Origin of the sequence: Paenibacillus polygoni (assembly GCF_030263935.1) — a bacterium.
In the GTDB taxonomy this organism is placed as follows: Bacteria; Bacillota; Bacilli; order Paenibacillales; family Paenibacillaceae; genus Paenibacillus; species Paenibacillus polygoni.
This window is the reverse complement of the sequence record NZ_CP127162.1, coordinates 4617372-4632350: the sequence shown is the minus strand read 5'-3', so window position 1 is coordinate 4632350 and position 14979 is coordinate 4617372. Positions and strand designations below refer to the sequence as shown.

Annotated in this window: 13 protein-coding genes; 12 read left to right on the top strand and 1 reads right to left on the bottom strand. The window is 43.9% G+C overall.

The window, feature by feature from the left end; all coding sequences use genetic code 11:
• Positions 1 to 17 precede the first annotated feature (17 nt).
• The 10 genes from QPK24_RS22195 (at position 18) to QPK24_RS22150 (ending at position 11276) form a co-directional block, all read left to right on the top strand.
• On the top strand, positions 18 to 428 hold the full coding sequence (locus QPK24_RS22195; RefSeq protein WP_285744787.1) for a DoxX family protein: 411 nt from the start codon (positions 18 to 20) through the stop codon (positions 426 to 428).
• A 40-nt stretch (positions 429 to 468) separates the two neighbouring features.
• Entirely contained in the window at positions 469 to 1290 is an 822-nt protein-coding gene (locus QPK24_RS22190; protein WP_285744785.1) for a uroporphyrinogen-III synthase, read from the top strand.
• A gap of 216 nt (positions 1291 to 1506) precedes the next feature.
• Positions 1507 to 2856, top strand: a complete 1350-nt coding sequence (locus tag QPK24_RS22185; protein WP_285744783.1) for a hemolysin family protein — start codon at positions 1507 to 1509, stop codon at positions 2854 to 2856.
• Between the two features lie 366 nt (positions 2857 to 3222).
• Positions 3223 to 3870, top strand: coding sequence for a ThuA domain-containing protein (locus tag QPK24_RS22180; RefSeq protein ID WP_285744781.1), 648 nt, complete (start codon positions 3223 to 3225; stop codon positions 3868 to 3870).
• Positions 3871 to 3969: 99 nt separating this feature from the next.
• Positions 3970 to 4359 (top strand): phasin family protein, encoded by a 390-nt coding sequence (locus tag QPK24_RS22175; RefSeq protein WP_285744779.1) that lies wholly within the window; start codon positions 3970 to 3972, stop codon positions 4357 to 4359.
• Positions 4360 to 6024 (top strand): ABC1 kinase family protein, encoded by a 1665-nt coding sequence (locus QPK24_RS22170; RefSeq protein ID WP_285744777.1) that lies wholly within the window; start codon positions 4360 to 4362, stop codon positions 6022 to 6024.
• A gap of 149 nt (positions 6025 to 6173) precedes the next feature.
• A complete protein-coding gene (locus QPK24_RS22165; protein ID WP_285744775.1) occupies positions 6174 to 7538 on the top strand; it encodes an aldehyde dehydrogenase in 1365 nt (454 codons plus the stop codon).
• Between the two features lie 73 nt (positions 7539 to 7611).
• Positions 7612 to 9249 (top strand): DEAD/DEAH box helicase, encoded by a 1638-nt coding sequence (locus QPK24_RS22160; RefSeq protein WP_320416901.1) that lies wholly within the window; start codon positions 7612 to 7614, stop codon positions 9247 to 9249.
• A 302-nt stretch (positions 9250 to 9551) separates the two neighbouring features.
• On the top strand, positions 9552 to 10406 hold the full coding sequence (locus QPK24_RS22155) for an ABC transporter ATP-binding protein (protein WP_285744771.1): 855 nt from the start codon (positions 9552 to 9554) through the stop codon (positions 10404 to 10406).
• A gap of 54 nt (positions 10407 to 10460) precedes the next feature.
• Positions 10461 to 11276 (top strand): hypothetical protein, encoded by an 816-nt coding sequence (locus tag QPK24_RS22150; protein ID WP_285744769.1) that lies wholly within the window; start codon positions 10461 to 10463, stop codon positions 11274 to 11276.
• A gap of 215 nt (positions 11277 to 11491) precedes the next feature.
• Here QPK24_RS22150 and QPK24_RS22145 read toward each other — a convergent pair whose 3' ends face one another.
• Positions 11492 to 12040, bottom strand: a complete 549-nt coding sequence (locus tag QPK24_RS22145) for a GNAT family N-acetyltransferase (RefSeq protein WP_285744767.1) — start codon at positions 12038 to 12040, stop codon at positions 11492 to 11494.
• Positions 12041 to 12190: 150 nt separating this feature from the next.
• On the opposite strand from QPK24_RS22145, the gene QPK24_RS22140 reads away from it, so the two are divergent.
• Both QPK24_RS22140 and QPK24_RS22135 read left to right on the top strand, forming a co-directional pair.
• The gene (locus QPK24_RS22140; RefSeq protein WP_285744765.1) at positions 12191 to 13840 is read left to right on the top strand and encodes an amidohydrolase; all 1650 of its coding nucleotides are present in this window, start codon (positions 12191 to 12193) and stop codon (positions 13838 to 13840) included.
• 259 nt (positions 13841 to 14099) lie between these two features.
• On the top strand, positions 14100 to 14576 hold the full coding sequence (locus QPK24_RS22135) for a glutathione peroxidase (RefSeq protein WP_285744763.1): 477 nt from the start codon (positions 14100 to 14102) through the stop codon (positions 14574 to 14576).
• The last annotated feature ends 403 nt before the right edge of the window (positions 14577 to 14979 follow it).

Here is a 14979-nt window from a genome sequence, read left to right as displayed (position 1 = left end):
GCAGGAGGAATGAGAAAATGTATAGCAATCGAAATCAAAGCCAGACTCGAAACATGGAGCTTGGACTTCTAATTACTAGACTCGTACTTGGAGCCATTTTTTTAATTCATGGTATCACCAAATTCCAAGGCATGGAGGATACACAAAGCTACTTTATTAGTCTCGGTCTGCTGGGTTCGGCGGCTACCATTGTCGGATTGGTAGAGTTCTTTGGCGGGGTATTTTTAATTATTGGTTTGTTTACACGAATTGTTAGTCTTCTATTTGTTGTTATTCTATTCGCAGCTATCTTTACTGCGAAGGCAGAGAGTGGGTTTATTGGAGGCTATGAGCTCGATGTTGCACTGATTGGAATGGGAATCACGCTTGCTGTAGCAGGCAGTAGGTATGTGGCAGTAGATCGTTTATTCCGAAGAAACCGCAGATAGCATGAGCAGGACAACAAGCCTGGAGGGGGATTCATAAGAAATGGCACAAAATTTACTTGGGAAAAAAGTGGCACTTGCTGGGCCGAGAAAGTCGGAAGAAATGTCCATGATTGTGAGAAAGTTAGGCGGGACTCCACTGCTGCGACCGGCACAAGGGACGGTTTTTGTGGATGATGAACATTTGAAAAGCAGTATAGAAGCTTGGGTGAAAAGTCCACCCGATTGGACGATCCTTACGACAGGGATGGGGCTTGATGCGATATTTCAGGCAGCTGAGCAGCTGGAGCAACAAGATGAGCTGCTTGAGGCTTTAAAGCATTCACAAATTGCAGCACGCGGCTATAAGACAGTGAATGCACTTCGTAAGCGGAATTTGACACCTGATGTTAGAGATGATGATGGAAGTACATCAGGACTCATACGTGAGCTTATGAATTATGATCTTAAGGGAAAACGAATTCTCGTTCAGCTTCATGGAGAATCTGCTCCGCGCCTTATGGCTTGGCTTAAGGAGAGAGGAGTAGCTGAAATTAAGGAAGTTCTTCCTTATCGGCATGTGCCTCCTCAAGATACGGATCTCAATGAACTGCTCGAAGATATTCTTCAGCAAAGAATTGATGCAGTTACGTTTACGAGTGCTCCGCAGATTCGCTTTCTTACAGCCTATGCAGAAAAGCATGGGAAGCTGGCAGATCTTAAACAACGCTTTGAAGAGGATGTGGTTGCTGCTGCGGTTGGCAGGGTAACTGCCCAAGCCATGGTGGAAGAAGGAGTACCCCCTAAGGTGATTCCCGAAGAAGAGCGGATGGGAAGTATGATCGTCTCATTAGGTAAGTATTTTGCTGAGAAAGAGCGAGTATAAGAAGGGCAATCTTGTTACAACCTATAGGGCAAGAACACCTGACCAGAAGAGGTGAGGTGTTTTTGCGTTATTGAGATTAGAAAGGTGTATGACTAAACGTGTCGTTACTCAAATTTGTGTTTAGATAGGTAAGAGACTTATTATTTATATTGTACATATGTAGACACTCACAGGATTTCCTGGAGTGGACTCATGAATTAGGAGGTGCCACAGCCATTGGGGTTTGATATTTTAGTCATTCTCATCTTACTTGTCGTTAATGCTTTCTTTGCAGCTTCTGAGATGGCACTGATCTCCATTAATGATAATCGGATTCGCATCTTGTCGCTCGAAGGAAATAAACGTGCACAGAAACTGGAGAAGTTGCTGGAGGAACCAACCGGCTTTCTATCCACCATCCAGATCGGAATCACACTTGCTGGATTTCTAAACAGTGCTTTTGCGGCAGATAAATTTGCATCCCTGCTTGTGGATTATGTGTTGTCGCTAGGTGTTACTATTTCACCTTCTGTGCTATCTTCCGTATCGGTTATTGTTATTACCTTGATACTTTCCTACTTTACGCTTGTATTTGGGGAGCTTGTTCCGAAACGGATCGCGATGAAAAAGGCAGAAGCAATTGCACTTGCGGTATCAAGTCCGCTAAGTGTGTTGTCTAAGGTCGTTAATCCTTTTGTAAAATTGCTTACGGTATCAACGAATCTTACCGTTCGTTTGTTTGGTATTGATCCCAACGCGGAAGATGAGGAAGCTTCCGAAGAAGAAATTCGGATGCTTGTAGATACAGGGCTTGAAAGAGGAACGATTCAGCAAAGTGAAAAGATGATTATCCACAACATATTTGATTTTGATAACAAAGATGTATCGGATATGATGACTCATCGTACGGATATGATCGCCATTTCTGCGGATACTCCGCTAGAAGACGTGCTGGAAATTGTGCAATCTGAGCAGTATACCCGGTTTCCTGTATTCGAAGAACGTGTCGATAATATCATTGGGATTCTGCATGTAAAAGACTTGATTGTTCAGTTTAGAAGAGATACCGCTAAACCGATGAGCATTATGGATATCATCCGTCCTGCTTATTTTGTATCTGAATCGAAAAAAGGGGACGACCTTCTCGAAGAACTGCAACAAAACCGAGTTCATATGGCAATCGTGGTCGATGAATACGGAGGTACAGCAGGTCTCATTACAATCGAAGATTTGATTGAGGAGATTGTCGGCTCTATTTATGATGAGTATGATGAAGAAGAGTGGATCTTTGAACAAGTCGATAAAGACACCTACATTTTTACAGGGATTGCTCATTTGGATGAAGTAAGCCAGATTACAAAAGCAAGTTTGCCGGAAGAAGAGTACGATACTCTTAGTGGGTTTATGGTGGGTACCATCGGCCGAATTCCGACAAAACAAGAACGCCCCGAATTTGAATTCAGAGGTTTTCGGTACAAAGTGCTGGAAGTGGGGAAACAGCGTATTCGCCGAATTCAAATGACAAGGCTGCCGGAAGAGGAAACACCACGATATCAAGATGGTGAGGAATTGCCTCCTGAAGTATAAAATCGTGAATAACACAAATCGCAGAGATCTTTTTCTGTGATTTGTTTGTTTTTATACGGAATAATATGACGAATATGGTAAACTCACAGAATGAATAAAGGGTATTTCCGAATAGCGCCGAATTCAAAAGAAGTAAATACAAAGCTTTTTGTCTGTTATGTAACTTATGGATTTAGAAGAACGATTGCGGCTATACTAGGCAAGTCAACAGACCATGAAGTTAATTCGTTTCTAATTTTACCTCTCTAGGGCGGTAAGGATAGATATGATCATATAAGCGAGGAAAGGGTCTTGCGCCTTTCTTGCTTTGCGTAAGCAAATGAAACGAAATGAATCAGACAAAAGCAGAGCAAAGGAGAAATGGTTATGAGTCGAAAAAAAGCATTACTATTGGGAGATTATACACATCCCATGTATCACCCCTTGCAAGGAGTTGACGCAGAAGTCAGCCGTATCTTGCAAGATGAAATGACCGTACAGTGCAGTGAAAATCGCAATTTGATGTTAATGGAGAACTTGGCTGGCTATGATCTGCTAATTTCTTATCTGGACGATTGGAAGGGAGCTATTGCTCCGCAGCAGGCTGCTGGACTACTTAGTTATGTCAGCGGAGGAGGCGCTCTCCTGGTGCTGCATAACGGGATATCCATGCACAATCGTTATGAAGTAGCTCAATTACTAGGCGGCAGATTTACAGGTCATCCTGCTCCGCGTGAACTTAGGTTCCAAGTTACAGATCCGCTTCATCCTATTGTGTCAGGAATAGAGAATTTTTCAATGGAAGAGGAACCTTACGAGATTGAATTCGATAATTTCGCTGATATCACGGTTCTTCTTGAGTATATGAATGAAGATGGAAAATCGTGGCCTGCAGCTTGGGCTCATAACTATGGCATGGGGCGTGTTGTATATCTAATGCCAGGACATTCGGTTCCTTCTTTTAATAATGAATCATTCAGACGGCTTCTCTTACAGTCGGCAATGTGGGCTACCCGTACAAAGCCAAGACTCTAATTGCAGATGAACTAGAGATCGGACCCATTCTCGCTTGATTGGGTAATATAGGTATATACTAGTATAAAATCAGTTTTTTTCAGAAGGAGGAAAAGCGGCATGAGCGATTTGTTTAAAAAGGCGGTTTCACTCGGACTAGGACTTACTCTGGTTAGTAAAGAGAAAGTGGAGAGTGTTGTAGGGGATCTCGTCAAACGCGGAGAACTGGCTCCATCTGAATCTAAGGCACTCATTGATAAGCTTATGGAACGTGGTAATGAAGAACAAACCGGCTTTAAGAAAATGATTGAAGGTCAAGTGGAGAAAGTGCTGATTGATCTGGGCGTACCCACCAAAACAGATGTAAACCGATTAAACATGCGGATCGAAGAACTGGAACAGAAACTGTCTGCACTCGAAGCGAGTCAGCCTGCGAAAAAACCAGAAACTCCGATTCTTACGTCAACGCCTGAAATAGAGCAGCCTCCTAAAGGAAATGAGATTGAATAAATGGTAGTGCATATTAAAAATGCCGGTCGATATAGAGAAATTGCCATGGCGCTGATGCGTCATGGCTTCGGCTATATTGTGGAAGAAATCAGCTTCTTTCAGGTGCTATCTTTACCCAGAAGGTGGATTACCCATGAGACAGGTCCAGAAGCCAAAACCCTTGGGGAGCGGATAAGACATGTACTAGAGGATCTAGGGCCGACGTTTGTCAAATTAGGACAACTTGCAAGTACGAGGTCTGACCTGCTGCCTCCAGGGATTATATCGGAGCTGACCAAACTTCAAGATCAAGTCCCTCCTTTTTCACCAGAGATTGCAAGAGGGTTACTTGAACAGGAGCTGAACAGTCCGCTTGAAGAACTCCTTACAGAATTTGATGATACCCCTCTTGCAGCTGCGAGTATTGGTCAGGTACATATCGGCAGACTGCGGAGCGGAGAACAGGTAGCGATCAAAATTCAGAGACCGGGCATATCACCTGTTATTCAGCGTGACCTAAATATTCTCAAAGATTTTGTTGCGCTTGCCGAGCGCAGATGGGAATGGGTAACCAGGTATCAATTGCAGGAGATGGTGAGTGAATTTGCAGTATCTCTACTTGCAGAGCTGGATTACAGCTATGAAGGAAGAAATACAGAAAAGGTCGGGCTGCAGTTTGCGGAGAACCCAGAGGTTCATGTCCCTGTTATTTATTGGGACTACACAACTGCAAGAGTACTGACGATGGAGTATATGGATGGGATCATGCTGAATCAGCGGGATGTACTGACTGCGAAAGGGTATGATCTCGGAAATATAGCGCAGCGATTAGTAGATTCGATGCTGCACCAAATTTTTATAGAAGGCTTCTTCCATGCAGACCCCCATCCAGGCAATCTAATGGTCATGAAAAATGGGGCACTGGCTTACCTTGATTTCGGAATGGTCGGACGTCTTAATGAGGATTTAAAAGAGCAGCTTTCTTCCCTGATCATATCGCTGATGCGAAAGAATACCGAAGGAATGGTGCGAGCTATACAGCGCCTTGGTATGATTCCAGACGGCACCAATATGGCATCCCTTCGCAGAGACCTTGACCGAATCCGGGACGATTATTATGATCTTCCTTTTTCCAGTATCAGTATCGGGCAAGCGCTGAATGATTTATTTGGCGTGGCGCAAAGACACCAAGTAACTATGCCATCGGATGTAATCTTACTAGGCAAAGCACTCGTGACGCTTGAAGGGGTGATTGAGAATTTAGATCCTTCCATTAGTATTATTGATATGGCAGAACCTTTTGGCCGGAAGCTGATGCGTGAAAAGTTTAGCTCAAGACGGATTAAAGGAAAAGTGCTCGGCGGTATAACGGAGCTGTTAGAAACGTTAATCGACTTGCCGGGACAAGCACGGCTGCTGTCTTCCATTATCAGTAAAGGTAAACTGAAGGTCGAGATCAGCATTCCCGAAATTGAACAATTTGAACATAAGCTGGACCAAATCACCAATAAATTATCTCTCAGCATCGTACTCCTTTCTTTTTGTATTCTCATGGTAGGTCTGTTTATCGGTGCTTCCAAGATGGAGCAGGTCTGGCATGTACCGCTGCTCGAAATTGGCATGATTATTGCTGCTTTCATGGTATTATGGCTTATTATTTCGATGATCCGATCAAGAAAACAATAAAGGGATGAAGTCAAAGCTCCTCTACCCTAGACTAGGGCGGGGGAGCTTTGTACTTAGAGGGAATCCATGTATAATCAGGAACAAGAAACAAATTCATCTAGAATCTTGGTTTGGTAATTAGTCGTGTAATGACAGGGGGTAAGTCCATAATGAACGTAAGTGAAATCGTACATAAACAGAAACTTTACTATAGAACGGGCGCAACCCGGCGTTATGAAGCAAGAATAAAGCAGCTAGATTTACTGAAAGAGGCCATTCGGCGCAGAGAATCTGAAATCCTCGAAGCACTGAAGATTGATCTAAGCAAAAGTGACCAAGAAGCATATATGACCGAGATCGGTATTTTATTTGAGAAAATTTCATTCGTTTCTAAACGTTTGAAAAAGTGGATGAAGCCTAGAAAAGTAAAAACGGCAAAAACCCATATTGGCAGTAAGGGATATATTGTCCCTGAACCTTATGGCAGCGTACTGATTATTGCTCCCTGGAATTACCCATTCCAGCTGGCTATCTCTCCCCTGATCGGAGCGATTGCAGCCGGCAATACGGCAGTGATTAAGCCATCGGAGCTGACGCCGCATGTATCTGCTGTCATCACTTCGATGATCGGAGAAGTATTTGATCCTGCTTATGTAACGGTTGTAGAGGGCGGTGTTGAGGCAAGCGAGATGCTGCTCGCTGAACCTTTTGACAACCTATTTTTCACAGGCAGTGTTGCGGTTGGTAAGCTGGTTATGAAAGCCGCCTCCGAGCGTCTTATTCCTGTGACGCTGGAGCTCGGCGGAAAAAGTCCATGTATCATTCATCATGATGCGAATATGAAGCTTACAGCAAAACGCATTGCATTTGGGAAACTGACAAACAGCGGGCAAACATGTATTGCTCCTGATTATTTACTGGTTCATGAGAGTGTAAGAGATGCATTTGTCACGGAATATGAAAAAGCAATCAAACAATTCTACGGGAAGGAACCCCTGTTAAGTGATTATTACGGAAGAATTGTTTCTCCTAGACATTTTGAACGATTACAATCTTTTCTCACGAACGGCTCCATTGTTCTTGGCGGGGAGACAGACCCTGAATCCCTGAAAATAGCACCGACCTTATTGGATGAAGTGTCCTGGGATAGTCCGGTTATGCAGGAGGAAATATTCGGACCCATTTTACCGATGATGACCTATAAGCACCTGGACGAAGTGATAGAGGCAGTAAATACTAGACCAAAACCACTCGCTTTGTATCTCTTTACGGTCAATCAGTCTGTTCAAGACCGAATTGTTGAACAAATACCTTTTGGTGGAGGGTCCATTAATGATACACTTATGCATATAGCTACACCATATTTGCCATTTGGCGGCGTAGGGGAAAGCGGCATGGGCAATTATCACGGAGAGTACAGCTTCACTGCATTCTCACATATGAAAAGTATCCTTAAGCAAACCAATGCTTTTGATATTAAATTTCGTTATCCTTCCAAGACCGGGTCTGTTATGATGCGCCGGTTCATGAAGTAGAATAATTGCTTATCATGTTGCTTAAGGTAGACGAATATAAAATAGCTCGAAATAAAACCATGAGGTGAAAAATTTGGTAGGTTTTGATAAGTTGGGCATTCTGCCCGAATGGAATGAAGCTCTGCGTTTGCAGGGAATTGCGGTACCGACACCGGTACAAGAAAAATCAATCCCGATTCTGCTCCAAGGATCGGATATTATTGCGGAGGCACAGACAGGAACAGGAAAAACGTTCGCTTTTATGCTGCCGATCCTGCAGCGTCTTAACGCGGAAGATCGTTCACCGCAAGCACTGATTGTAGCTCCTACAAGGGAACTTGCTCTACAAATTACAACCGAAGCGAAGAAGCTGACGGAATCAAGAGAAGATATTCGGGTTCTCGCGGTGTACGGTGGACAAGATGTGGAGAAACAATTGCACAAACTTAAAGGCGGAGCACAGATCATCATTGGTACGCCGGGAAGACTGCTGGATCATTTAGGCCGCGGAACGCTAGTGCTTGATAAAGTGAAAATGCTGGTTCTGGATGAAGCAGACCAAATGCTTCACATGGGATTCCTGAATGATGTGGAAATGCTCATTAAGGCACTCCCTTATAAACGTCAAACGATGCTGTTCTCTGCAACGATGCCTGCGGGTATTCGTAAACTGGCTCGTGCTTACATGAAAGACCCTGTTGATGTTAAAGTACAATCCAGCAATGTTATTCCTGTAAAACAAATTCGTCAGCTAGTGGTAGAAGTAACGGATCGTACAAAGCAAGCAGCTCTGATCGGGGCAATTGAGCAATACCGCCCATATCTCGGTATTATTTTCTGCCGTACGAAACGTCGTGCATCCGTTCTTAATGAGGCGCTGCAGGATCTGGGATATGCGAGTGACGAGCTGCATGGAGATCTCTCTCAAGCGAAGCGCGAGACGGTAATGAAAGCATTTCGTAATGCCAAGCTGCAGCTTCTTGTCGCTACGGACGTAGCAGCTAGGGGTCTTGATGTGGAAGGCGTAACGCATGTATTTAACTACGATATTCCTCATGATGCGGAAAGTTATATTCACCGGATCGGAAGAACAGGCCGTGCGGGAGGCAAAGGGCTCGCAATTACATTTGCTGCTCAGAAAGACAAGCCGGAGATTGCTAAGATCGAAGAAGGAACAGAGCAGCGTCTTGACCGTGCTGTATGGCAAAGCGGTATCGACGGCGAGACGGGAACGATTGAGAAGCTGGCTCACGGTACAAGTTCTTGGGGCAGCGGAGGCGAAACACGCAGAGTTCGTTCGGATGCGAAACGAGATGCCAGCCGTGCCGGCGGAGGAAGAAGCGGGGGCCGCAGCGGATCACGTAAGGGTGAGGATTCATCTGGTAATGGCCGGGGCAGAAGCCGCGGGCAGCAAGGTGCCTTCTATGATCTAGAGCGGGGCGGCAGCAAGCGCAGCGGCGAATCTGTGCGCCAAGTTTCGGACAAACCGCGCAGTAGTGGACGCTCTGCAGGCAGTACGGGGCAGAAGAGAGCAGACAGCGATCGTCCATGGCGCGCTTCAGAAGGAGCAGCTAGTGCCGGAAGTAAATCACGTTCGAGCAGCGGCGGTTATGGCAGCGGAAGAAGCTCACAAAGCAGCAGTCGGAGCGGTTCATCATCGCAAAGCAGAGATAACCGTCGTTCTTCGAGCAGCAGCGATCGTGGTCGCTCTGGGGGACGAAGAGGACGTTAATTCGATATTAAGTGGTTTAAAGATCAAAACACGCGTTTGAAAAGAGGGCGTGTACAGACTGTAGACAAACTGGGCTACCCTAGTTTAGCCTACAGTCTTTTTTATGTGTTTATTTAGTGTACCCGCAGTAGAAACTAACAAAGGATGACTTGACAAGTGATAATGATTATCAGTATCTTTAAATAGATTACAATAAATCATCATACATTTTTCATTTGTTGTTCGTCTGAACTTCATATTACACATACATACATCATGTGATGTTAATTTTTCTTTTTCAATCAAGTGGAGGAGATGATTTTATGTTTCGCCTGGAAACTGCAGGACTAAACATTGCTTATGAGAACCGTTTAATCGTTGATGATCTAAATATACAAATCCCTCAAGGCAAAATTACAGCACTTGTAGGTGCTAACGGCTCTGGGAAGTCTACCATTCTTAAAACAATGGCTCGTCTAATGCAGCCCAAAACAGGCCAAGTTTTGCTCGACGGGAAATCCATTCATAAGCAGTCCACTCGCGAAGTGGCGAAACAATTAGCAATTCTTCCGCAAAATCCAACTGCGCCGGAAGGTCTTACGGTGACTGAGCTGGTATCTTATGGACGTTTTCCTTATCAGAAAGGCTTTGGCTCACTGCAAGCAGAGGATAAGAAGATGATTGAATGGGCCATTGAGTCTACTCGTCTTCAGGAGTTTCACGACCGTCCTATCGATCAGTTGTCAGGTGGCCAGCGTCAGCGTGCCTGGATTGCTATGGCACTGGCTCAAGACACAGATATTCTTTTTCTGGATGAACCGACTACCTTCCTTGACATGGCACATCAGCTTGAAGTGCTGCAGTTACTTGAGGAACTGAATGTTACGGCAAAACGCACGATCGTCATGGTTGTTCATGATCTAAATCATGCATCTCGTTATGCCCATCATATGATTGCGATCAAGCAGGGGAAGGCCGCTGCAACAGGAACCCCAAAGGAAGTAATGACGCCAGATGTACTGAGAGAAGTATTCGGGATTGAGGCGGACATTGTAACAGATCCTCGGACAGGAGTTCCGCTCTGTCTGCCATATGCACTTGCAGGTAAGGAGAACAGAGGAATTATCGGTGTTGAAAGTTTAGTACAGTCCCAAGTACGCCAGGTTGCTGGTGTATAGATTCGTTAAATAGAAATAATCTGAATCATCTGAATAGGAATGAGGGAGATGAAGATGAAGATGGCACTAGATTATGCTGTACTTGCTCAATATGGGGGAATTCATACAAAGCCCTCCTCTGAATCGGTAAGAGACATTAGCTTACTTGAGCTGATCCGTCCGGAATATGGTAAACCATGGCTTGAGATTTATCAGCACCATCTTCAGGCAGAGACGACAGGAGTAGCTGCGGTGTATGTCATGCATACCGTTCGCGGACTTCTTGCAGCAGCCCATTATATGATATCGAGATGCGGTACCTATGTGGATCTCTCCCTCACGAACCTAAGCATACAGATGTTACTGAGTGATACGGGTGCTCCGCAGTTATCTTTTGTACTTCACAAGACAGAAGAATGTAAACTTGTGAACCACGGGGATGCAGCTGAACGCAGACAGATGCTGGAGCAGTTCTATGTTAAGACACTTGGTCCCATAATAGAGGGATTGGCAGCGGCGGGCAGAGTACCTATTTTAGCGTTATGGAAGCAGTTACCGGGTGTCCTCATATATTATGTTGATCTATTTAAGGGAGGACTCACCTGCGGGGAGCAAGATCTTGCAGAGTATTTGAGAGTAGACTTAGAGTCCGTGCAAGGTTTTAGTTCTGATGTATTTAATTTGAGAAAGAATCCATTTGATGTGGAGCCTGTATATATAGAGAATCCGCTAAATGCAGAAGAACCGTTTCGAATGAAGGACGCCTGCTGCGAGTTCTACCGAGTATCGGATGGGAAGAATCGCAAATGTTTTACATGCCCTAGAATGACAGCTGAGGAACGAAACGCACGAGCAGAGGAAATGCGGGGCACAGTAACCATCTCCCAGTAACCATCTAAAGATTACTCATAATAGATGTAATACTTGAATCAATTTCATAATACCTTTAGTTGCTTTAATCAGGGGTATATATAGATCAAAATGGTTTTGTTTGTCTATATATAGTTACAAATTCATCATTTTAATGAGTTATGAAATTATTCAATTACATTCTAAAAAATATATAGAAAAGAGGCAGATACTTTTGGTATCTGCCTCTTTTATTTTTAACGTAGGGCTGTTTCATATTCGCTTAACGTTATGCCGTAATAGACGAGATCTTCGTATTCTCCCCACTTCTTGATATGTTGTACAAGCTTTCCTTCATACTTCATACCATTCTTCTGCATAACGGCGGATGAGGCAGGGTTTCGAGCTAACGCAGCAGCCCAGATTCGGTTTAGCTTCAGCTCATTAAATCCATACTCCATCATACGCTGTACCGCCTCTGTCATGTAGCCGTGTCGCCAATAAGGCTTGCCGAGCCAGTAACCGAGTTCCGCTCTGTTATAGTCGCTGACAATATGCATTCCTGCACAGCCGAGAAGTTCATTCGTTTCCTTCAAGATCAAGGCAAAGGTGCTCCCTAGGTTTTTACTGTACCTCTCGTGATTAGCCGCAATGAAAGATTCGGCTGCACCATCCGGATAAGGATGAGGAATAGATAGAGTGGTACTTGCTACGTCTTTTTCCCCAGCAAGTTTCTGTATGAACGGTGCATCCGCTAATTGAAGAGGTCTTAGCATTAGTCTTTCGGTTACGAATGTAGGCTGCATCTCCATAGCTCCTCATCTCATGAATTTTTTATATTATATCTCAATATTTGGAAGATTCAAGCTAAATCATGAGTTGTTTTATTTTGGGCATAGTAAGTGGACTGGATTTTGCAGATATTTCGAGTTTATTGACTGGAGGCTTTTTAAGAAATGATAGAACTTGATCTGTTGTTTATCAATGCAAATGTGCTGACCTTAGATGGTGATAACAATAAAGCAGGAGCAATTGGGGTGAAGAATGGTAAAATCAGCGCCTTGTGGAAGGAAGCGAATCCTGCACGGGAAGAAATCACGCTGTCTGACGACAATGCGATTATTGATCTCCAAGGGAAAACGGTACTTCCCGGGTTTATTGAAACACACAATCACTTAATCAGTGCCATTATGCTGAAACGATTTATTGATTGCAAAAGCCCGCTGAATCAAACGATCGCTGATATTCAGAAGCGGATTTCTGAAAAGGCATCCGAAGTTGGAAAAGATACCTGGATTGTAGGATTCGGGTATGACGATACATCTTTACTCGACATGAGGCATCCTACGAAAGAAGATCTCGACACAGCTGCCCCGGACCATCCGGTTGTGGTATATCACATCTCGGGACATCTATGTGTGGCGAACTCAGTGGCTTTATCTATAGCAGGTATTAGTGATTCCATGCAGGATCCAACCGGAGGTCGTCTCGGAAGGGATGACAGGGGACAACTAAATGGCATTCTCTATGAAGGAGCGACAACCCTTGTCGGCTCGCATCTGCCGGGACCAAGTGAAGAAGAAGTTCTCTCCTTGCTTCGAGATGAGGCTTATACTTATGCAGCTCAGGGAATTACGACTTCTACGGATGCCAAAATGGGTGTAAGTATGGATATAGATGATATTGATTTATGTATGAAGGCAATTGAAAAAGAATCCATTCCCTTTCGCATGAAGCTCATGATATCGAGCGATAAGCTGAATCAGGATGAAAAACTGAAATCCATGACAGCAGGTGAGGTCGATGCTTACCTCCGTGAACGATCGGGAGGCAGAGCATCGCTCGACAGCGTGAAACTGTTTCAAGATGGGTCAATTCAAGGACTGACCGGTGCACTTCGAGAGCCGTATTTCTGTGATACTGAGCGGTATGGTGAACTCATTAAATCGCAAGAAGAATTAAATAGAGAAGTGAAGGAATGGCATGATAAAGGATTCCGCATCGCAATCCATGGGAACGGAGATCGGGCCATTGGTTCCATATTAGATGCATTTGAATATGTATTAACATCGAGTCCACGCAGTGATCATCGGCACCGGATCGAGCATGTTCAGACAGCTACCAAAGAAGATCTGGAGCGTATGCAAAAACTCGGGGTAGCAGGTTCCTTTTTTATCAATCATGTGTATTACTGGGGAGATCGGCACGAGAAACTGTTTCTGGGGCCGCAGCGTGCAGCTAGAATTAGTCCGCTTGCAGAGGCAAAGGAGCTTAAGCTTCTGTTCACTCTTCATTCCGATTGCCCGGTAACTCCAATCTCGCCTTTATTCTTAGTATGGGCCGCGGTGAATCGAGTAACAAGCAGCGGCAAAGTATTAGGTGCGGAGCAAAGAATTGATGCGCTGACAGCTTTGCGAGCGATGACGAGTTATGGTGCAGAACTGAATTTTGAAGAAGCAGAGGCAGGAACGATTGAAAGCGGAAAAAGAGCAGACTTCGTCATTCTAGAGGAAGATCCGACCGAGGTAGAGCCGATTCGAATTAAGGACATTTCGATTTTCGCTACATTAAGGGACGGCAAATTCATCTATGGAAATGGTGTATAGCAGGTATAGCTTTATTCTCATAATACGAACCTGAACCTGAACCAGTATCTTTAGAAGGTTCAGAAATGATGTGAGGTAAGTAAGGAGAGATAAGCCCAGTTAGGGTGAGTATATTGGCCAAGGAAAAGAAAGGTTCCTTGGTCTTTGTTTTTTTGTAATAGCAGGGAGAGCGGGGTTACATAGAGAATTTTGAAGGGAAGGATAAAGGGTATAGTATAGATTATTAGAATCAGTTAGTGAGAAAAAGGAGGAATAATATATGTCTATCTATTCGTATCAAGCAGTGACACCCACAAATCAGGAAGTCTCACTAGAGAAGTATAAAGGCGAGGTAGTCGTTATCGCGAATACAGCCAGTAAGTGTGGACTAACTCCGCAGTATGGGGATTTACAAAAGATATATGATCGTTATAAAGACCAAGGGCTGGTCGTTCTTGCGTTTCCGTGCAATCAGTTTGGTGGACAAGAACCGGGTTCGAGTGAAGAAGCCGAAGAATTTTGCCAAATCAACTATGGTGTAAGTTTCCCTGTCTTTGCAAAGGTTGATGTAAACGGAGATAATACACACCCTATCTTCCAATACCTGAAAGAGCAACAACCTGGAAGCGGAGAGAGCAGCGATATTCAGTGGAACTTTACAAAGTTTGTAGTAGATCGTAATGGGGAAGTTGTGGAGCGTTTTGAACCGAAACAATCTCCAGAAGAAATGACAGCACTTATTGAAAAATTACTATAATTGCTATAATAGTTGCTTAGATTTCATAAATGATTCCCTTGAAAAAATAGATAAAATGAAAAAATAGATAGAAGGAAAGCATCATGGGTTTGCCCGTGATGCTTTTTGGTTTACAATTACAACCTCTGTTTGAGATGAGTCTGCTGCCTCACCGTGATTCGTTTCGAGTTTGCAGATTTAATCATGAGATGAGGTTTCCGTTACGAATATCAATAAGTTAGCTTTATTTCGCTCTTTTCGCTCTTAATATTTGTAAAAACAATTTGAAACATTGTTCATAAAGATCTCAGTGAGTGCAGAACAGCCAAAAGAAAAGCCGAAAAATTTTGGGAAAATAATAAAAAGGGGCTTGCAATGTGAAAAATGTCACATTATAATCAGGATATAAACATTAGTGAATTAA